The sequence below is a fragment of the Devosia sp. genome, from assembly GCF_028290645.1.
Classification (GTDB): domain Bacteria; phylum Pseudomonadota; class Alphaproteobacteria; order Rhizobiales; family Devosiaceae; genus Devosia_A.
In genome coordinates this window covers 1-17,434 of sequence record NZ_JAQGJL010000101.1, presented here as the reverse complement: position 1 = coordinate 17,434, position 17,434 = coordinate 1, and the positions used below count along the sequence as shown (strand labels likewise).

The window sequence follows — 17,434 nt, the reverse complement described above, 5'->3', positions numbered from 1 at the left end:
TCGGAACCTCCTGGACGGGCCACTTCACATCTCAGCTGAAGATGCAGGCGGGTCGGAGCACGATGGGGTATGAACGCACGGCGGTTGTCTAGCCCCGCCATCATGCCGGCGTCAACGTCGCCCTGGTCGCATTGGCGAGCAATTGTGGGTGCAGATGCCATCGCCCGCGCCGGCCACCTGATGTAACTTGCCGCCCATGCATGCACCCGCTCCTCCCGGCGGACCCGCGCAGTTCTGGCTCGGCGTCCGCATGTTTTTGCCCGTCGCCATCTCCATCGCCGCCTATGGCGTGGTCTGGGGCGTGCTTGCCGGGCAGGCCGGGATGAGCGTGATCGAGGTGGCGCTGATGAGCGGGCTGGTCTTCGCCGGCGCCAGCCAGTTCGTGGCGCTCGACATGTGGACGCCCGGCAGCCTGCCGATCCTTTCGATCGTCATCGCTACCGCCGTCGTCAACCTTCGCATCCTGCTGATGTCGGCGACGCTCCGGCCACTGGCCGCCCACCTGCCTTTGCCGCGGGCCCTCGCCGCGATGTTCTTCGTCTCCGACGAGCAATGGGCGATGACCATGGCGGAGGTCAGGAAGGGCAGCGGCTCCATCGCCTTCCTCCTCGGCACCGGCGTCCTCAGCTGGCTGAGCTGGATGCTGTCGACCTTGTGCGGCCGGGTGCTCGGCGCGTTCATCGACGATCCGACCCGCTACGGGCTCGATTTCGCCTTCACCGCCACCTTCATCGCCTTGCTGCTCGGCATGTGGAAGGGCCGCGGCGACCTCGTCCCGTGGATCGTCGGGGCGCTCGCCGCCATCGCCACCTCGCGGCTGATCGAGGGCAACTGGTACATCATCGCCGGCGGCCTTGCCGGGAGCTTCGCCGGAGCGGTGGCCGAGACCATCAGGGAACGCCGCCATGTCGCTTGAGGCGCTGCTCGCCATCCTCGGCATGGCCGCCGTGACCTACGCCATCCGCGCCGGCGGGCTGCTGCTCGCCAACCGGCTGCCGGCCACCGGGTTCGCTGCCAGCTGGATGAAGCACCTCCCGGGCGCTGTGCTGGCCGCGCTGATCGCACCTGTGATTCTTGCCGGCGGCGCTGCGGAGGCAATCGCCGCCGCGGCGACGGCGCTGATCTATATCGTGAGCCGCAACCTCTTCGCCGCCATGGCTGGCGGGGTCTTGGCGGTGTACTTCGCCCGGCTGGTGTTGGGCGGCTAGCGGAACGCGCCGGGTCCCCTGGCCGTTATAGCCTCATCAAGGAGGCTCAAATGCAGACTATCACCGGACTGTTCGACACCTACGAGCATGCCACCGCCGCCGTGCACGCGCTGCACGAGGCCGGCATCGCGCATGCCGATATCAGCATCGTCGCCAATGCCGAACCCGACTACGAGCCCGACGATGTCGGCGAGGGCGCTACTACGGGGGCTGAAGTCGGCGCTGGTCTTGGGGCCGCCGGTGGATTGCTCGCCGGGCTCGGCATCATTGCCATTCCCGGGCTCGGCCCCGTCGTTGCCGCCGGCTGGCTGTTCGCCACCGCCATCGGCGCCATCGCGGGAGCGGGCGTCGGCGCGGCGACCGGCGGCCTCGTAGGCGCGCTGACCAGCGCAGGCGTACCCGAGGCTGACGCTACAGTACTGGCCGAATCGGTGCGCCGTGGCGGCTCCATCGTCTCGGCCAGGGTCGACGAAGCCCATGCCGGCCCAGCGGTAGCTATCCTCCGGCATGCTGAGGGTATCGACATTGCCCAGCGCCGGCGCGACTACGAGCAGGAAGGCTGGACCGGCTACGACGAGGAGGCCCCGGCCGAACCGAGCTCCAAGCCCGAGAACTACCCCTACGTTCCGCCGGTCGTCTGACCCCGGCGGACACCAGAGGGGCGAGGGTTGCGCGGGCCATTGGTCAATGGTACGGGCTTTGCCGTCGCCCCTGTGGTGGAATTGGTAGACGCAGAGGACTCAAAATCCTCCGCCGCGAGGCATGTCGGTTCGAGTCCGACCGGGGGCACCATTCCCAGATCACTGCGCAACGCTGCCCCTCGTCCAGCAGACGGCGAGACTGCTATGCCTGCAGTGCCTACGGTGCCCGGCCTCCCGACACCTGCCTGATGAAATCGGCAATGTGTTGCTGCATTTCCGCCGACGGCAGGCCGTAGCGGGTCACCGCGTCGGGCAGGCCCAGATTGCCGCTGATGACGAAGGCACGGAGCCCGTCCCGGGCGAGGCCGAGCGCCTGCTCGATGCTGAGCCCGCCGACCACCTGCACCGAAGCGGCGTCCCCGACCCGTTCGTGGACCGCCCGGGCGATGTCCCCCAGATAGTCCGACTGGAGCAGCGCCGGGTTGGCGCGCCGGGCATCGAGCTGCAGGTGCACGCCAATGCCGTCGACGCCCGCCTCGAGCATGCGCAGTGCCACATCGACCGCCGGCTGGGCCGGGCCCTGATGCGGCACGAGGATATCGGCGAACACCAGCCGGGGCAGTTCCGGGTCGGCGCTGCGAAACTCGTCGCGCACCGTGCAAATGGCTTTCGCGCTGTCGTATCCGGCAAGCGCGAGGAAATCGATGATGTTGCCGCCACCCGCAAAGACGGACCGCGCCTCGTAGGCGCCGCCATCCATGGTCTTCATGTCGGCGAGCAGCAGGGCGTCGGGGAACTCGCGCCGGAAGGCGGGAACGACGTTCAGCACGCCTTCGCATTTCAGCAGCGGGGTCCCCATCTCGACGAGAGTCACCCCGGCGGCCAGCGCGGCCTTCGCGACGGGGAGTCCCTGCGGCAGCGTGCCGGTATCGACCGAGATCTGAAACGTGAACTGGTCGCGCATCAGCTCGCGGATTTTCTGTGACGGGCTGTGCGGGTCGGGCTTGGTCATGGCGGTATCGTTTCCTCCGGTCGCCTCGTTGGGCGCACGGACCGTGCCGAGAAGGCGGGATATCGTCAAGGAAGACTATCTCGGATGGCGTAGTTCACCCCAAGGGCCCTGCGCGGCCCGGTTCCAAACCGCTCCGCTGTCTGCTAAGTACATGAAGAATAAGGCCCTCGGTCATCTAGGCCGGGACGCGTCGGCTGCAGCGGATGGTGAGGCGAGCATGGCAGGAACGATCAGGCTCGGCACCGCCGGGTGGGTGTTCGAAGCCTGGCGGAACAACTTTTATCCTGGGGGGCTGAAGCAGAAGGAAGAGCTGGCCTTTGCCAGCGCGCATCTGGGCAATATCGAGATCAACGCCACCTTCTACTCGCACCAGAAAGCCCAGAGCTTCCAGAACTGGGCCAGCCAGACGCCCGAGGGGTTTGTCTTCACCGTCAAGGGCCACCAGCTGGTGACGCATATCAAGCGACTGAAGGACGTGGAGCTGCCGCTCGCGAACTTCTTTGCTTCCGGTGTGATGGCGCTGGGGGAGAAACTCGGGCCGTTCTGCTGGCAGCTGCCGGGCAATTCCAGCTACGACGAGGCCCGGATGGAGGCGTTCCTGGGCCTGCTGCCGCAGACGCCCGAGGCATTGGTCGCGCTCGCGGAAAAGACCGACTATGGCAAGAACCCGCCTGTCCTCGATGCCACGGGCATCAGCCGGGTGCGCCACGCCATCGAGGTGCGGCACAAGAGCTTTGCCGACGAACGCTTCATCGCCCAGTTGAGGGCCCACAATGTCGCGCTGGTCGTCGCCGACACCGCGGACTGGCCCTATCTCGACCAGACCGCCGACTTCTCCTACACGAGGCTGCAGGGCGCGCCGGGTGCGGAGAGCTACTCCGCGGCCGAGCGCGATGCCCGCGCCCGCTGGCTCAGGGCCTGGTCCGAGGGCCAGCCCGTCGGCGATGGCCCCTATGCCGGCCCGGTCGAGGTGAACCCGCCGCCGCGCGACGTCTTTGCCTTCTTCGTCTCAACCGACAAGGAGCACGCGCCCGACAACGCCCGCGCCGTGATGGAGACGCTGGGGCTCAAGGGCCCGGCAGGCGACTGACGCCCTCGTGACCGGCGGGGCGGTTGACTTGCCGCGAGCGCCCGAGAATATGCGCCCCACGACCGGCTGACCTGGAGACGGATGTGAGCACCACTACGCAAGCGACCCCGATAGGGGGCACCTGGCGCTCGGACCGCCCGCGCATGATTGCGACGATCGCCTTCGTCCTCGGCCTCGCCACGATTGCCGGCGCGTGGGGCTCGCAGCTGATCGGCGGGCTGGTGCCGTGCGAACTCTGCCTCGAGCAGCGCCTCGCTTACTACTGGGGCCTGCCGGTACTGGCAGCCGTGCTGATCCTGTGGAACCGCCTGCCGCGCACCGTCTGGTACATCGCCACGGGCATTGCGCTCTTGATCTTCGTCTGGGGCTTCTACATGGCCGGCTATCACGCTGGTGTCGAGTACGGCTTCTGGCCCGGTCCCACGGCCTGTACCGGCACCGGCGTTTCGGTCAGCTTCCAGGACCTGCAGAACATCAATGCTACGCGCGTCGTCCCCTGCGACGCCGTGCAGTTTCGCTTCCTCGGAATTACGCTGGCCGGCTACAATACGCTGATCTCGCTGGCGATCGTGCTGATGCTGGGCGCGGCGATCTGGCTGCGGGGGCGACGGACAGCCTAGCCGGCTGGCCGGGCTTCGGTTCCCTGGCCTGGGTCGACGAGGTTTTGCATACCTACGGCTCGAGCTCGATATCCCAGTAGAGATAATCCAGCCAGCTCTGGTGCAGGTGGTTGGGCGGGAAGGCGCGGCCGTTATTGTGGAGATCGTGCACCGTCGGCTGGAACGGCTCCTGCATCGGGAACATCTTGATCTCGCGCGGCAGCCGATTGGCCTTGCGCAAGTTGCAAGGCGCGCAGGCGGCGACGACGTTCTCCCAGGTGGTGCGCCCGCCCTTCGAGCGCGGGATCACATGGTCGAAAGTGAGGTCGTCGCGCGAGCCGCAATACTGGCACTGGAATTTGTCGCGCAGGAAATCGTTGAAGCGGGTGAAGGCCGGATGCCGGGCCGGGCGGACGTAGTCCTTCAGCGAGACGACGCTGGGCAGCAGCATCTCGAAGCTCGGCGACTTGATCACCCGGTCGTAGTTGGAGACCACATGCACCCGATCGAGGAAGATCGCCTTGACGGCGTCCTGCCAGGACCACAGCGACAAAGGATAGTAGCTGAGCGGCCTGTAATCGGCATTCAGCACCAGTGCGGGGCTATTCTCAAGCGACACATGTACCGTCACTTGTCGCCCCCTGAACGGGAATCGCGGCCAGTCATGATCCGCAATATTCTATGCCGACTGTGACAGCCCTGTGAAGCGCCATTCGACCAACTGATTCAGGTGCCGTGTGCGAGGAGGAACGAGGTGGAGAAATCGAGCCCGTCGGGGGCGATGCCGTGGCCCATGCCGGGTGAAATGTGGAGGCTGACATCGTAGCCCGCCGCCGTCAGTTCGGTGGCCGCCTGCCGGCTGAGGTTAGGATCGACCACCTGGTCGAGATCGCCATGGATCAGCGCCACCGGCGCCTTGTCCTCCGCCGGGAAGCTGTCGGCCGGAACGAAGGCGCCCGAGAACGACACGACGCCGCGCAGCGGCCGAGGCAGTGCCGTGCCTACATGCAGCGCCATCATCGCGCCCTGCGAGAAGCCGATGAGATAGGTGTCGGCGGCGGTGAGCCCGGTCTGTGCCCAGAGGTCGGTAAGGAACTCGACGATCGCCGGGGCGGCAGTCTTCGCCCCCTCGATGCGGCCGGCTATGCGATCGACGGCGAGCGGAAACCACTCGAACCCGAACGGGTTGCCGGCGGAGGGCGACGGCGCATTGGGCGCGACGAAGAACGCATCGGGCAGCAGCGGTCCCCAGTGGTGCCCGAGCCCGATCAGGTCGTTGCCATCGGCGCCGTAGCCGTGCAGCAGCACCACGGCCTGCTTCGCGATGCCGCCGTTCTTCGGGGGCAGCATAGGCCCGGAGAGCTTGGCCATCAGACGGATATTCCTTCCTTGTTGCGCACGGCGCGATAGTAGCGCCAGAGCAGCAGCGCCGCGGTCGAGCGGTGCGGCGACCACCGCGCTGCGATCGCGATCAAGTCCTTGACCAGGGGCTTGTCGTCAAGCCCGAAGGCCCATTGCGCTGCCCGCTGCAGCGCCACATCGCCGGCGGGGAAGATGTCCGGGTGGCCGGCCGAGAACATCAGGTAGATCTCGGCCGTCCATGGCCCGATGCCCTTGAGCCTGGTCAGCGCCGCAATCGCCTCTTCGGCCGGCAGTTCGGCCAGCGGGCCGAAATCGAGCTGGCCCGAGACAATCGCCTCGGCGATGCCGCGCAGGGTCCGGTACTTGTTGCCGGACTGGCCGGCGCCGCGGATAGCCTCCTCGCTGAGCTGCAGGTAGCCGGCCGGATCGAGCGCCCCCTCCAGCGCCGAGAATCGCGACCAGATCGCATCGGCGCTGGCGGTCGAGACCTGTTGGCCGGTGACGATCCGTGCGAGGCCCGCGAAGCCGCCGGGCGAATGGCGGATCTCGAAGGCGCCGGACTTCTTCGCCAGTTGCGCCAGGCGCGGGTCCAGTTGCATCAGCGCGTCGAGCTCGCGCGCCAGCGCCTCAGGGGAATCGAGACGGTCTGTCAAAGAATTGTCCTTACGTGCTAGCTGTTCGCCATGCTGAAACCCGTCCTCCGCTTCGCCCCGAGCCCGAATGGCTTGCTGCATCTGGGGCATGCGTACTCCGCGCTTTTCACGGCATATTGGGCCGAAAGCATGGGCGGCCGGTTTCTCGTCCGCATCGAAGACACCGACATAACCCGAAGCAAGCCGGAATTCACCGACGCGATCTTCGAGGACCTGAACTGGCTCGGCCTCTCGTGGGAGGAGCCGGTCTGGCGCCAGTCCAGCCGTTTCGACATCTACGCCGAACAAGCCGACCGCCTGAAGCGCCGCGGGTTGCTCTACCCCTGCTTCTGCTTGCGCTCGGAAATCGCAGAGGTATCCACCGGCACCGATCCGGACGGCGCGCCGCTCTACGCCGGCACCTGCCGGCACCTGACGGAGGCCGAGATCGCGCAGCGCTTCGCCGAGGGCCGCGAGGTACAATGGCGGCTGAAGAGCGACGAGGCCAGGGCGCTCACGGGCGTCCTCACCTACACCGTGGCCGCGCCGAGCCCGATCGACCGGCCGCAGATCCGCTATGCCCGGCCCGAGCGCTGGGGCGACGTGGTGCTGCAGCGCAAGGGCACCCCGACCAGCTACCATCTGAGCGTGGTGATCGACGACGATGCGCAGGGGGTCACCCACGTGACCCGCGGCCGCGACATGGAGCCATCGACGGATATCCATGTGCTGCTGCAGATGCTGCTGGGGCTGAGGTCTCCGGTCTACACCTTCCATCGGCTGGTCCTTGATGAGGAGGGCCGGAAGCTCAGCAAATCGAAAGGCTCGCCTTCGCTGAGGAGCCTTCGGGAAGCGGGGCGGACGGCGGAGGACATCAGGCAGGAACTGGGGTTTTAGACCGCCTCGGGGCTGGCGCTAGCCGACCCCCCCTGTCCCGTCCCCCTAAGAATGGGGAGGGAGACCCTCCCACCGAAATTGAAGCTATCGTCTCCCTCCCCCTCCTTCAGGGAGAGGGGTCAGGGGTGGGGGTCGGCTAGCGGCAGCCCGACTTCCCTAAGCCGCCACCCTCTCCGCCGCAAAGAACGGCACTACCGTCGCCGCCACCGCCTCGCCGAACGGCGTGGCGAAGTCCGGGCCGAGGATGGCGTCGAGCCGGGCGTCGCGCAGTTCCATCGGGTTTTCCCACAGGTAGCCCATCTTGCCCACCTCGCGCATCAGCGGGTCGACCAGCCCGACGGCCTTGAACAGGACGCGCGGGAACACCGAGACCTTGAGCTTGACCGGCGCGGCAGCGACCACGGCGTCGGCCATCTGCTCGGGCGTCACATAGTTGCCGGCGAAATGGAAAGTGTCGAAGCCGCCAACCTCCTTGCGGTGCCAGGCGAGCTTTTCGAAGGCGCGGCCGACATCGGGTAGGTAGGCCCAGGAATGGCCGGTGCCGGGCACGCCCATCATCGCGAATTTGCCCTTCGCGGCGTCGCGCAGCATCGCGAGGTCGAACCAGTCGCCGCTGCTTTCGGGGCCGTAGAAGTCGCCGGCCCGCAGCACGATCACCTGGATGTCGCCGCGATTGGCTGCTCCCTGATAGAGCGCTTCAACGCGGACCCGGATTTCGCCGCGCGGCGTCTGCGGCTGCTGCTTGAGGTCGGGCGTCACCACACGGTCGCCGGCGGCATAGTTGTAGATGTTACCCGGGAACAGCAGCGTCTTGCCTGAGGTGCCGAGGGCGGCGATCACACGTTCGGTCTGCGCTTCCATCCGGCCCTTGTCCCACAGGTTGTAGGGCAGGTTCAGCGCGTTCACCACCACCTCGATGTCGCCGATCGCCGCCCGCATCGCCTCGACATCTTCGGCGTCGCCCTTGACGAACCGCACGCCCGGCACCGGCTGCTTGTTGGAGCGGCCGAAGCCGGTGACTTCGCAGCCCGCGGCGACGAAGGCCTTGGCGACATGGTGCCCGACATGGCCGTTGATCCCGAGAACGATGACATTCTGTGCGTTCATGGCAGTTGCTCCTTGCTGATGAGCAGAAGGTAGACGCAACGCCTTCGTTCAGGAATTGGACAAGAGTGTGCCTTTGCCATACAGGAATGAATGGCAACGGCATGTTCCCAACAGGCGTCGGTGGGGAGGCGGGGCCGTAAGGAAGGCCACAAGGAACAACCAATGTCCGATCCCGACTGGTCCCTATGGCGCAGCTTTGGCGCCGTCGTCGAACATGGCTCGCTCTCCGCTGCGGCGCGGGCACTGGGGCTTAGCCAGCCGACGCTTGGCCGGCATGTCGAGGCGCTGGAGCAGGCGCTCAGCATGGCGCTGTTCGATCGCACGCTCAGCGGCCTCAAGGCGACCGACACGGCGCTGCGGCTTTATGAGCCGGTGCTGGTGGCCCAGCAGGCGCTGGCCGAGGCGTCGCTGCTGGCCGAAGGGGCCAGCGCGGCGCTTACCGGCTCGGTGCGCATCACTTCGAGCACGGTGATGTGCCACTATGTGCTGCCGCCGCTGCTCTACGAGTTGCGCGAGGCCTTCCCGCAGGTGGCGATCGAGCTGGTGCCTTCGGACTCGGTCGAGAACCTGCTGCTGCGCGAGGCCGATATCGCTGTTCGCATGTTCCGCCCCACCCAGCTCGAACTGATCGTCAGGAAGCTCGGCGAGAGCCCCATCGTCGCCTGCGCACACCAGCGCTATGTCGAACGCCGCGGCAGGCCGGAGGGTCCGGAGCAACTGCGCGAGCATGACCTCATCGGCTTCGACCGCTCGGACCTGCTGATCGTCGCGGCCCGCCGGATGGGGTTCGATCTAAGCCGCAGCGATTTCGTGGTGCGCACTGACAGCCAGACCAATGCCTGGGAGCTGACGAAGGCCGGGCTCGGCATCGGCTTTGCCCAGCAGATGCTGGTCGAGTCGACGCCCGGGATGGTGCGCCTGTTTGAGGGCTTCAACCCGCCGCCGCTCGAAGTCTGGCTCACCACCCACCGCGAACTGTTCACCAGCCGGCGCATTCGTGCCATCTATGATCGATTGGGCGGGGGGCTAAGCCGGCGCCTCGCGAGGACTAGAGCATGAACATCACCAGCATCGTCACCATCGTCGCGCTCGGCGCCGTCGTCATCATTCTGGGCATGGGCCTGTGGAACATGTTCCGCGGCGGTGACCCGAACCTGAGCCAGAAGCTGATGCGTGCCCGCGTCATCGCGCAGGCGGTGGCGATCGTGGCGATTCTTGCGGCGTTGTACTTTTTCGGGCGGGGGACGTGACGGCATCGACGTCGCGGCTGCGGACCCCCGCCCCTGTCCCCTCCCCGCAAGGGGGAGGGAGACCCTCGCACTGGCGGAGGTGTTTTCGTCTCCCTCCCCAGTACTTAGGGGGAGGGGACAGGGGTGGGGGTCGTCTCGCACTAATCCCAGTGGTGACACGCCCGCCGCTAAGTTACCCTCGCGCCTCTGACTCGGGGCGGAACGACATGGTCAAGCTCAACAGGATCTACACCCGGACCGGCGATGACGGCACCACCGGGCTGGTGCGCGGGCCGCGCCGGGCGAAATACGACCTGCGTGTGGAGGCCTTCGGCACGGTCGACGAAGCCAACAGCTTCATCGGCATGGCCCGGCTCTACACCGCCTCGATGCCCAAGCTCGATCGCCTGCTGGCGCGCATCCAGAACGATCTGTTCGATCTCGGCTCCGATCTGGCGACGCCGGGCGCCGACCCCGAGGGCTCGGCGCCGTCGCTCAGGATCACCCCCATCCAGGCCGAGTGGCTCGAGCAGCAGATCGACCACTACAACGAAGCGCTGAAGCCGCTGACCAGCTTCGTCCTCCCCGGGGGCACGCCGCTGGCCGTGGCGCTGCACCTCGCCCGCACCGTGACGCGACGCGCCGAGCGGCTGGTGGTCGAGCTGATCGCCAACGAGCCCGACGTTAACAACGCGGTGCTGGTCTATCTCAACCGGCTTTCGGACCTGATGTTCGTCATGGCGCGCGTCGCCAATTCCAACGGCGAGGCCGACGTGCTGTGGAGCCCGGGCAAGTTCAGCAGCGACCCCGCACAGCCGCGGTCCTGATGTTCATTCCGCTGCTAGATCGCAATCCGGTCCGGCACATCCGGTTCGCCTATGTCAACTACGGCATCATCGCGCTCAACGTCATCGTCTTCCTGATCCAGCTCGCCCATAGCAGCGGGTTTGCGTTCGACTCGTTTGCCCTCACCTACGCGGCGGTGCCAGCCTATTTCCTCGAGCCCGCGGCGCCCGACCGGCTGCCTTACCTGCCGGACGGCCTTACCCTCGTCACCTACGCATTCTTTCATGCCGACTGGCTGCACCTTGGCAGCAACATGCTGTTCCTGTGGGTGTTCGGCGACAATGTCGAGGACGCGCTGGGGCATGTGAAGTACGCGTTGTTCTACCTCGCCTGTGCGGCGCTTTCCGGCCTGACCTTCATCCTCTTCGCCTGGGGCAGCTACACCTGGCTGATCGGCGCCTCGGGCGCCGTGGCGGGGGTGATGGGCGTCTATATCGTTCTCTACCCGCATGCCCGGGTCTATGTGCTGCTCGGCCTCACCATCCCGATTCCGTTGCCCCTGCCTGCCCTCTGGATGCTCGGCGCCTGGGCCGCGGTACAGGTGTTCTATCTCGCTTTCGGCGAGGCGAGCCCGGTCGCCTGGTCGGCCCATGTCGGTGGGCTGATCGCCGGGGCGGCGCTGTGCGTGCCGCTGAAGCGGCCCGACGTCGTGCTGTTCGGCGGGCGGTGAACGCCCTCAACGATTGATTCACGATCGCGCCATTCCGACTCCATGGGGGAAGTTTTCGTTTACCTCGCGGCCATAGAACACCGGGGATGGACATGGATCTGACATCGCAGCTGCTTGCCGCGCGCTCCGCCGGGACGCAGCAATCGATCGCCATCGCCGTGCTGAAGAAATCGCACGAGATGGAGATGTCGCTGATCCAGATGGTCGACGCGGTGGCCCGCTCTGCGCCGCCGCCCGGCCAGGGGACCAAGGTCGACAAGCTGGCCTGAAACCCGTCGGAGGGGTGTGATGAACCTCGATTCGTCGATCTATCGCATGGCTTTCCGCGAGGCCGACACGCTCGGCGTGGCGCAGGTGCTGGTGGCCAAGAAGCGCGGCGACCTCGAGCTGCAGATGATGCTGAAGGAAGTCAACCAGGGCTCCGCCTCGACCGGCGCCGACCTCGAACGGGCGTTGGGCGACATGCAGCGCCGCTCCGACGACTTCGTCGGCCGCATCATCGACCGGCGGGTCTGACCCGCATCAAGTCCCTGAATGCCCGCTGAACAGATCGGCCCGTTTTTACCCATGGGCGAAAATTCAGCGGTTTTTTCCCTTCGCGCGCGTGGGTAATAAGCCAACCGCTGCGGGGGGCCGCAGAGGGATTAGACAATGACCGAGACCACCGGTTACGAAAAGATGCGCCGCGGCGAGATTCACAAGGGCCCCGACTGGCACCTGATCGAGCTGCAGGTCGAAGCGCGAAAGAAGCTCGACCGCTTCAACGCCGTGCCCACCTGGGACATGCCCAACCGCACCGCCATGCTGCGCGACCAGCTCGGCAGCTTTGGCGACAGCTTCGTGCTCTCCCCCATCACCTGGGAATACGGCAAGCACATTTTCCTCGGCGACGGCGTGTTCATCAACTTCGAGTGCGTCTTCCTCGATGGCGCCGATATCCGCATCGGCGACGGCACGGCGATCGCGCCGCGGGTGATGTTCCTCACCGCCGGCCATCCGGTGGATCCCCGGGAGCGTGAGCTCATCGACCCCGAGACCGGCAAGCCCGCCGGCGCCTGGACCATCAACAAGCCAATCACCGTCGGCAAGAACTGCTGGATCGGCGCCGGGACGACCATCGTCGGCGGCGTCACCATCGGCGACGGCACCACCATCGGTGCGGGCAGCGTGGTGACCAGGGACATCCCGGCCGGCGTGCTGGCCGCGGGCAACCCCTGCCGGTTCATCCGCCCGGCCGATGCCAAGCCAATGGCAAGAGCCGCCAACGCCGCCTAGCGGGCGAGGAACGCCTCGACTTCGGCGCGCGTCGGCGCACCGAGCCGGCCGCCGAACCGGGTGCACTTGATCGCCGCGGAGGCAGAAGCGAAGGCGATGATGCGCGCCATCTCCCAGCCTTCGACGAGGCCGACGGCGAAGCCGGCATGGAACACATCCCCGGCGGCGAGGGTGTCGATCGACTCGATCCGCGGCGCCGGCGTGTGGCGAATTTCGCCGCGCTCGCTCCACCAGCAGCCTTCGGCACCGGCCGTTACCGCGGCGAAGGCGTCATGTTTCGCCGCGAGGCTGGTCGCCGCGGCTTCGGCGGAGTCGGTGCCCGTAACGAGCTTGGCCGCGCTTTCCGACGCCACGACATGCGTCGCGAGCGGCAGCAGCGATTCGAGCACCTCGCGGGCGGCCATGTCGGCATCGAGGATGGCGGGCATTCCCGCTGCGCGCGCGGCCGCCAGCGCCAGCGCTGCGGCGCCGGGCCAGCGCACGTCGGTCATCACTGCGGCTATGCCGCCGAGGTCCGGCGCGGCATCGGGTGCTGCCATCAGAGCCGGGTCGTAGCGCGGCACGATCATCGTGTGGCCGGTGCGATCCATGAAGATCGACGAGAAGCCGGAGCGCGCGCCATTGACCCGGCGCACCCGGGAACAGTCGACGCCCTCGCCGGAGATCTGCGCCACCAGCCGGTCGCCGGTGGCATCGTCGCCGGCCGAGGCCCAGAGCGCCGCCTCCTCGCCGAGCCGGACGATGCTCGCCGCCTGCGCCGCGGCCATGCCTTCGGCGACTTCCACAGCATCGAGCGGGATGACCTTGCCAGGGCCATCCGGCAGCCGGTCGAGCCTGAAGATGGTGTCCATCGTCAGCGCCCCGACGCAGAGGATCGGGGCCACGCTCAGCTCGCCATCAGCGTATCGATGACGTTGTGGCCGTCTTTCGAGTCCCACTCGGCCGGGCCCTGCAGCACGGCGAGCTCGCAACCCTTCTCATCGAGCAGGAGCGTTGCCGGCAGGCCGATCGCCACCGCTTCCCGCTTCAGCCGCTCGAATGCCGAATAGGTCGAATCCGCGTAAAGCGGCAGGTTCTTGAGCTGCTCGTCGGTGAGGAATTGCCTCGCCTTCTCGAGCCCGCCGTCGCCGATATCGAGATTGATCGGCAGCACCATGAACTGGTCCGAGTTGTACTCGGCCGCCACCTTGTCGAGCGCCGGCATCTCGGCCCGGCACGGCACGCACCAGGTGGCCCAGAAGTTCACCAGGAGCTTCTTGCCGGCGAAATCAGCTATGGTTTTTGGAGCTCCGGCATCATCCTTGAATGCCATGTCGGCATAGCCGCGCCCCTCCCCGGTGCCGGTGAGGGCGGCGAGCATGCCGACTGCTGCGGAGTCGATCTTCTGGCCCTTCACCACCTGCGGATCGCATTGTGTCGCCTGCGCCGGCATGAAGTTGCCAACGACCAGGGTAAGGACTAGTGCTACCGCCGCGCTGATCAGGGCGATGAGCAGCACCCGCCTGGGGCTGAGGCGCCTAAGCGGCGCCGGGCTTTGGTCGGTCATTGGTCTACCGTTGGAGTTGAGATGAGCAATCGCATGTGGGGCGGCCGTTTTGCGACCGGACCCGACGCCATCATGGAAGAGATCAACGCCTCCATCGGCTTCGACCAGCGCCTCTACAAGCAGGACATCGCCGGTTCTATCGCACACGCCACCATGCTGGCGGAAGTGGGCATCCTGACCCAGGCGGATCGCGACGCCATCATCGCCGGCCTAAAGACCGTGCTCGACGAGATCGAAACACAGAAGTTCACGTTCTCGCGTTCGCTCGAGGACATCCACATGAATGTCGAGAGCCGGCTCAAGGAGGTGATCGGCGACGCCGCCGGCCGTCTCCACACCGCCCGCTCGCGCAACGACCAGGTGGCGACCGATTTCCGGCTCTATGTCCGCGATGCCATCGACACGCTGCTGGTCCAGATCAAGACGCTGCAACTGGCGCTGGTGAAGCGCGCCGAGGAGGAAGTGGCGACCATCATGCCGGGCTTCACGCACCTGCAGAACGCCCAGCCGGTGACGTTCGGCCATCACCTCCTCGCCTATGTCGAGATGCTCGGCCGCGATTTCGGCCGCTTCGAGGATGCGCGGAAGCGCCTCAACGAGAGCCCCCTCGGCTCGGCGGCACTTGCCGGCACCCCCTACCCCATCGACCGCGAGATGACCGCCAAGGCGCTCGGCTTCGACCGGCCGACCGCCAACTCGCTCGACGCCGTCTCCGACCGCGACTTCATCCTCGAGACGCTGAGCGCCGCCAGCCTCTGCGCCATGCATCTTTCCCGCTTCGCCGAGGAACTGGTGATCTGGTCGTCCTCGCAGTTCGGCTTCGTGAAGCTTTCCGACAAGTTCACCACCGGCAGCTCCATTATGCCGCAGAAGCGCAACCCGGACGCTGCCGAGCTGATCCGTGCCAAGGTCGGCCGCATCATGGGTGCGCTGACCGCGCTGATGATCGTCATGAAAGGCCTGCCGCTCGCCTATTCCAAGGACATGCAGGAAGACAAGGAAGTCGCCTTCGACGCGCTCGATTCCCTGTCGCTGTCGCTCGCCGCCATGACCGGCATGGTCGAGGACCTCGTGGCCAACCGCGAAAAGATGCGCGCTTCGGCCAATACCGGCTACTCCACCGCCACCGACATCGCCGACTGGCTGGTGAAGCAACTGAACATCCCGTTCCGGGAGGCCCACCACATCACCGGCCAGATCGTCGCGCTCGCCGAACAGAAGGGCATGAGCCTCGATGGACTGACCATCGAGGACTTCAAGGAGATCGATGGCAGGATCGACAGCCGCATCCACAAGGTGCTGAGCGTCGAGGCCTCGGTCGCGGCCCGCAAGAGCTATGGCGGCACCGCGCCGGAGAACGTCGCGGCGCAGGCGGCGAGGTGGCGGGAAATCCTCACGGGGGTGAAATCCGAGCCGGTGAAGCTGAAGAAGTCGGGGGGTCACGGCGACGGTGGAGTGGAGTAGGCTCCGGCCATGCCGCTCAAACCCCGCCCCCTGCACCTCACCGTCGACCATGTCGCCCGCATCCCGGTAATCGAGGATCCGGGCCAGCCGAACTACCCGGGTATCCGCCCGGCGACCGAGGCCGACTATGAGGCGGAAGTTGCGCGCATCATGAACACGGCGCCCGAAGGTGATTTCTGGATCTTCGCCTTGAGCTCGCTGATCTGGAACCCGGCTACCGAGTTCGACCAGCAACGGATCGCGATCGCCAGCGGCTGGCACCGCAGCTTTTGCCTGTTCGACCAGCGCTGGCGAGGCAATCCCAAACAGCCGGGCCTGATGATGTGTCTCGATCGAGGGGGCAGCTGCCGCAGCGTCGCCTTCCGCATCCCTGCCGGAACCATCAAAGCCAACATGGACAAGCTGGTGCGCCGCGAAATGAGCATGGTGCCCAACGCCTTCCCCGGCCGCTGGATCAAGGTTACGACCGCCGAGGGTCCTCTCACCGCCCTGGCGTTTGCCATCAACCGCAAGAGCACGCGCTATGTCGGCGGCCTTACCCTGGCGGAGCGTGCCGACCGGCTGGCGCAGGCCCATGGCTGGAAAGGCTCGATGGCCGAGTACGTGCTTTCGACTGTGCAGAAGCTCGAGGAGTTCGGCATCCACGACCGGAACCTTTGGGCTCTCCAGCAACTGATTGCCGAACGCATCGACCATCACTGGCCGGCTCATAGACAAGTCTGACTTCCGTTTTCGGAGGCGTTGCACTAATGCTGCCGCGCCCTGCCCTTCTCCCCTTGAGGGAGAAGGTGGCGCGTAGCGCCGGATGAGGGGACGGATTTCGAAGCTTCCCCTCACCCGCCCTTCGGGTACCTTTCTCCCCTCAACGGGAGAGGGCAAGAGGGGCGGAGGGCATGGGACTTGGTGCATCATTTCCAGTATCGCGGCGACCGGCTGTTTGCCGAGGACGTCGACCTGACCGAACTTTCCGGCAAGGTGGGGACGCCCTTCTACGTCTATTCGGCGGCAACGCTGCGCCGCCATGTGCGGGTGATGCGCGAGGCCTTTGCCGGCATCGATACGCTGGTCGCCTACGCCATGAAGGCAAATTCCAACCAGGCGGTGCTTAAGGTGATCGCCGGTGAAGGCGCCGGGGCAGACGTTGTGTCGGTCGGTGAACTCGAGCGCGCCATCGCCGCCGGCATTCCGCCTTCGAAGATCGTGTTCTCGGGCGTCGGCAAGACCTTCGCCGAGATGCGCCGGGCGCTGGAAGTCGGCATCAAGTGCTTCAACCTCGAGAGCGAACCCGAGCTCGAGCGGCTGAGCGATGTCGCGGTGTCGATGGGAATGACGGCGCCGGTCTCTGTGCGCATTAACCCCGATGTCGATGCCGGCACGCACAGGAAGATCTCGACCGGCAAGGCGGAGAACAAGTTCGGCATCCCGTTCGCCCGGGCCCGCGAAGTTTATGCCCGTATCGCGGCACTGCCGGGCGTGCGCGCCGTCGGCGTCGACATGCACATCGGCAGCCAGATCACCGACATGACGCCGTTCGACAACGCCTTCGCACTGCTCGCCGAACTGGTGCGCGATTTGAAGGCCGCCGGGCACGACATCCGCCACGCCGATGTCGGCGGCGGGCTCGGCATCCCCTACCATCACGACGAGGAAGCCCCCCCGGCGCCCACCGCCTATGCCCAAATCGTGCGGAAGCATATTGGGCCGCTCGGCGTGGCGCTGGTGCTTGAGCCGGGCAGGCTGATCGTCGGCAATGCCGGCATCCTCGTCACCAAGGTCGAGTTCGTGAAGGAAGGTGCGAAGACCTTCGTCATCGTCGATGCGGCGATGAACGACCTGATCCGCCCCACGCTCTACGA

23 protein-coding genes and 1 tRNA gene are annotated in these 17,434 nt (G+C 66.4%); 17 read left to right on the top strand and 7 right to left on the bottom strand.

All coding sequences use genetic code 11. The annotated features are described in order from the left end of the window. The first annotated feature begins 250 nt into the window (after positions 1-250). The 4 genes from JWQ89_RS05880 to JWQ89_RS05865 all read left to right on the top strand — a co-directional run bounded on the left by JWQ89_RS05880 (position 251) and on the right by JWQ89_RS05865 (position 2,000). Complete coding sequence (locus tag JWQ89_RS05880) at positions 251-916, top strand: AzlC family ABC transporter permease (protein ID WP_299639241.1); 666 nt, start codon at positions 251-253, stop codon at positions 914-916. Further along, entirely contained in the window at positions 906-1,208 is a 303-nt protein-coding gene (locus JWQ89_RS05875; RefSeq protein WP_299639240.1) for an AzlD domain-containing protein, read from the top strand. Before JWQ89_RS05880 ends, JWQ89_RS05875 begins: the two co-directional genes overlap by 11 nt. Positions 1,209-1,258: 50 nt before the next feature. Further along, on the top strand, positions 1,259-1,849 hold the full coding sequence (locus tag JWQ89_RS05870) for a hypothetical protein (RefSeq protein WP_299639238.1): 591 nt from the start codon (positions 1,259-1,261) through the stop codon (positions 1,847-1,849). A 66-nt stretch (positions 1,850-1,915) separates the two neighbouring features. Continuing rightward, positions 1,916-2,000, top strand: a tRNA-Leu gene (locus JWQ89_RS05865). Between the two features lie 66 nt (positions 2,001-2,066). Here the strand turns inward: JWQ89_RS05865 and JWQ89_RS05860 are convergent. Next, complete coding sequence (locus JWQ89_RS05860; RefSeq protein WP_299639236.1) at positions 2,067-2,861, bottom strand: orotidine 5'-phosphate decarboxylase / HUMPS family protein; 795 nt, start codon at positions 2,859-2,861, stop codon at positions 2,067-2,069. A 217-nt stretch (positions 2,862-3,078) separates the two neighbouring features. Here JWQ89_RS05860 and JWQ89_RS05855 point away from each other — a divergent pair, with 217 nt between their 5' ends. Both JWQ89_RS05855 and JWQ89_RS05850 read left to right on the top strand, forming a co-directional pair. Continuing rightward, positions 3,079-3,951, top strand: coding sequence for a DUF72 domain-containing protein (locus JWQ89_RS05855; protein WP_299639234.1), 873 nt, complete (start codon positions 3,079-3,081; stop codon positions 3,949-3,951). A gap of 83 nt (positions 3,952-4,034) precedes the next feature. Next, a complete protein-coding gene (locus JWQ89_RS05850) occupies positions 4,035-4,571 on the top strand; it encodes a disulfide bond formation protein B (RefSeq protein ID WP_299639232.1) in 537 nt (178 codons plus the stop codon). Positions 4,572-4,623: 52 nt separating this feature from the next. Here the strand turns inward: JWQ89_RS05850 and JWQ89_RS05845 are convergent, their stop codons facing one another. The 3 genes from JWQ89_RS05845 to JWQ89_RS05835 form a co-directional block, all read right to left on the bottom strand. Then, positions 4,624-5,181: an HNH endonuclease gene (locus JWQ89_RS05845; RefSeq protein WP_299639231.1), complete on the bottom strand. Its 558-nt coding sequence runs from the start codon at positions 5,179-5,181 to the stop codon at positions 4,624-4,626. Positions 5,182-5,276: 95 nt separating this feature from the next. Beyond that, positions 5,277-5,921 (bottom strand): dienelactone hydrolase family protein, encoded by a 645-nt coding sequence (locus JWQ89_RS05840; RefSeq protein ID WP_299639229.1) that lies wholly within the window; start codon positions 5,919-5,921, stop codon positions 5,277-5,279. Then, a complete protein-coding gene (locus JWQ89_RS05835) occupies positions 5,921-6,511 on the bottom strand; it encodes a DNA-3-methyladenine glycosylase (RefSeq protein WP_299639267.1) in 591 nt (196 codons plus the stop codon). The genes JWQ89_RS05840 and JWQ89_RS05835 overlap by 1 nt, the downstream gene beginning before the upstream one ends. A gap of 84 nt (positions 6,512-6,595) precedes the next feature. Here JWQ89_RS05835 and gluQRS point away from each other — a divergent pair, with 84 nt between their 5' ends. Next, positions 6,596-7,441: a tRNA glutamyl-Q(34) synthetase GluQRS gene (gluQRS, locus tag JWQ89_RS05830; RefSeq protein ID WP_299639227.1), complete on the top strand. Its 846-nt coding sequence runs from the start codon at positions 6,596-6,598 to the stop codon at positions 7,439-7,441. A gap of 156 nt (positions 7,442-7,597) precedes the next feature. Here the strand turns inward: gluQRS and JWQ89_RS05825 are convergent, their stop codons facing one another. Continuing rightward, entirely contained in the window at positions 7,598-8,548 is a 951-nt protein-coding gene (locus JWQ89_RS05825) for an NAD-dependent epimerase/dehydratase family protein (RefSeq protein ID WP_299639225.1), read from the bottom strand. A gap of 162 nt (positions 8,549-8,710) precedes the next feature. Between JWQ89_RS05825 and JWQ89_RS05820 the strand changes: the two genes are divergently transcribed. The 7 genes from JWQ89_RS05820 to JWQ89_RS05790 all read left to right on the top strand — a co-directional run bounded on the left by JWQ89_RS05820 (position 8,711) and on the right by JWQ89_RS05790 (position 12,568). Next, positions 8,711-9,607: a LysR family transcriptional regulator gene (locus tag JWQ89_RS05820; protein WP_299639223.1), complete on the top strand. Its 897-nt coding sequence runs from the start codon at positions 8,711-8,713 to the stop codon at positions 9,605-9,607. After that, positions 9,604-9,798, top strand: a complete 195-nt coding sequence (locus tag JWQ89_RS05815; protein ID WP_299639221.1) for a twin transmembrane helix small protein — start codon at positions 9,604-9,606, stop codon at positions 9,796-9,798. Before JWQ89_RS05820 ends, JWQ89_RS05815 begins: the two co-directional genes overlap by 4 nt. A 206-nt stretch (positions 9,799-10,004) precedes the next feature. Beyond that, positions 10,005-10,604, top strand: coding sequence for a cob(I)yrinic acid a,c-diamide adenosyltransferase (locus tag JWQ89_RS05810; protein ID WP_299639220.1), 600 nt, complete (start codon positions 10,005-10,007; stop codon positions 10,602-10,604). After that, on the top strand, positions 10,604-11,293 hold the full coding sequence (locus JWQ89_RS05805) for a rhomboid family intramembrane serine protease (RefSeq protein ID WP_299639218.1): 690 nt from the start codon (positions 10,604-10,606) through the stop codon (positions 11,291-11,293). Before JWQ89_RS05810 ends, JWQ89_RS05805 begins: the two co-directional genes overlap by 1 nt. A gap of 92 nt (positions 11,294-11,385) precedes the next feature. Further along, a complete protein-coding gene (locus JWQ89_RS05800) occupies positions 11,386-11,562 on the top strand; it encodes a hypothetical protein (RefSeq protein ID WP_299639216.1) in 177 nt (58 codons plus the stop codon). A 19-nt stretch (positions 11,563-11,581) separates the two neighbouring features. Beyond that, a complete protein-coding gene (locus JWQ89_RS05795; RefSeq protein WP_299639214.1) occupies positions 11,582-11,809 on the top strand; it encodes a hypothetical protein in 228 nt (75 codons plus the stop codon). Positions 11,810-11,944: 135 nt separating this feature from the next. After that, a complete protein-coding gene (locus tag JWQ89_RS05790) occupies positions 11,945-12,568 on the top strand; it encodes a sugar O-acetyltransferase (protein WP_299639212.1) in 624 nt (207 codons plus the stop codon). Here JWQ89_RS05790 and JWQ89_RS05785 read toward each other — a convergent pair. Both JWQ89_RS05785 and JWQ89_RS05780 read right to left on the bottom strand, forming a co-directional pair. Next, complete coding sequence (locus JWQ89_RS05785) at positions 12,565-13,452, bottom strand: PfkB family carbohydrate kinase (protein ID WP_299639210.1); 888 nt, start codon at positions 13,450-13,452, stop codon at positions 12,565-12,567. The two genes, JWQ89_RS05790 and JWQ89_RS05785, sit on opposite strands and share 4 nt — an antisense overlap. A gap of 2 nt (positions 13,453-13,454) precedes the next feature. Beyond that, a complete protein-coding gene (locus JWQ89_RS05780) occupies positions 13,455-14,114 on the bottom strand; it encodes a TlpA disulfide reductase family protein (RefSeq protein ID WP_299639209.1) in 660 nt (219 codons plus the stop codon). A gap of 21 nt (positions 14,115-14,135) precedes the next feature. Here JWQ89_RS05780 and argH point away from each other — a divergent pair, with 21 nt between their 5' ends. The 3 genes from argH to lysA form a co-directional block, all read left to right on the top strand. Beyond that, the gene (argH, locus tag JWQ89_RS05775) at positions 14,136-15,578 is read left to right on the top strand and encodes an argininosuccinate lyase (RefSeq protein WP_299639207.1); all 1,443 of its coding nucleotides are present in this window, start codon (positions 14,136-14,138) and stop codon (positions 15,576-15,578) included. Positions 15,579-15,587: 9 nt separating this feature from the next. Next, a complete protein-coding gene (locus JWQ89_RS05770) occupies positions 15,588-16,301 on the top strand; it encodes a gamma-glutamylcyclotransferase (RefSeq protein ID WP_299639205.1) in 714 nt (237 codons plus the stop codon). Positions 16,302-16,481: 180 nt separating this feature from the next. Beyond that, positions 16,482-17,434, top strand: a 953-nt coding sequence (lysA, locus tag JWQ89_RS05765; protein ID WP_299639204.1) for a diaminopimelate decarboxylase, incomplete at its 3' end; no start/stop codon positions are given.

Coding starts and splice junctions, on each gene's coding strand:
- JWQ89_RS05880 (WP_299639241.1), top strand. CDS start 251: ATGTTTTTGCCCGTCGCCATCTCCATCGCCGCCTATGGCGTGGTCTGG.
- JWQ89_RS05875 (WP_299639240.1), top strand. CDS start 906: ATGTCGCTTGAGGCGCTGCTCGCCATCCTCGGCATGGCCGCCGTGACC.
- JWQ89_RS05870 (WP_299639238.1), top strand. CDS start 1,259: ATGCAGACTATCACCGGACTGTTCGACACCTACGAGCATGCCACCGCC.
- JWQ89_RS05860 (WP_299639236.1), bottom strand. CDS start 2,861: ATGACCAAGCCCGACCCGCACAGCCCGTCACAGAAAATCCGCGAGCTG.
- JWQ89_RS05855 (WP_299639234.1), top strand. CDS start 3,079: ATGGCAGGAACGATCAGGCTCGGCACCGCCGGGTGGGTGTTCGAAGCC.
- JWQ89_RS05840 (WP_299639229.1), bottom strand. CDS start 5,921: ATGGCCAAGCTCTCCGGGCCTATGCTGCCCCCGAAGAACGGCGGCATC.
- JWQ89_RS05835 (WP_299639267.1), bottom strand. CDS start 6,511: ATGCAACTGGACCCGCGCCTGGCGCAACTGGCGAAGAAGTCCGGCGCC.
- gluQRS (WP_299639227.1), top strand. CDS start 6,596: ATGCTGAAACCCGTCCTCCGCTTCGCCCCGAGCCCGAATGGCTTGCTG.
- JWQ89_RS05825 (WP_299639225.1), bottom strand. CDS start 8,548: ATGAACGCACAGAATGTCATCGTTCTCGGGATCAACGGCCATGTCGGG.
- JWQ89_RS05820 (WP_299639223.1), top strand. CDS start 8,711: ATGTCCGATCCCGACTGGTCCCTATGGCGCAGCTTTGGCGCCGTCGTC.
- JWQ89_RS05815 (WP_299639221.1), top strand. CDS start 9,604: ATGAACATCACCAGCATCGTCACCATCGTCGCGCTCGGCGCCGTCGTC.
- JWQ89_RS05810 (WP_299639220.1), top strand. CDS start 10,005: ATGGTCAAGCTCAACAGGATCTACACCCGGACCGGCGATGACGGCACC.
- JWQ89_RS05805 (WP_299639218.1), top strand. CDS start 10,604: ATGTTCATTCCGCTGCTAGATCGCAATCCGGTCCGGCACATCCGGTTC.
- JWQ89_RS05800 (WP_299639216.1), top strand. CDS start 11,386: ATGGATCTGACATCGCAGCTGCTTGCCGCGCGCTCCGCCGGGACGCAG.
- JWQ89_RS05795 (WP_299639214.1), top strand. CDS start 11,582: ATGAACCTCGATTCGTCGATCTATCGCATGGCTTTCCGCGAGGCCGAC.
- JWQ89_RS05790 (WP_299639212.1), top strand. CDS start 11,945: ATGACCGAGACCACCGGTTACGAAAAGATGCGCCGCGGCGAGATTCAC.
- JWQ89_RS05780 (WP_299639209.1), bottom strand. CDS start 14,114: ATGACCGACCAAAGCCCGGCGCCGCTTAGGCGCCTCAGCCCCAGGCGG.
- argH (WP_299639207.1), top strand. CDS start 14,136: ATGAGCAATCGCATGTGGGGCGGCCGTTTTGCGACCGGACCCGACGCC.
- JWQ89_RS05770 (WP_299639205.1), top strand. CDS start 15,588: ATGCCGCTCAAACCCCGCCCCCTGCACCTCACCGTCGACCATGTCGCC.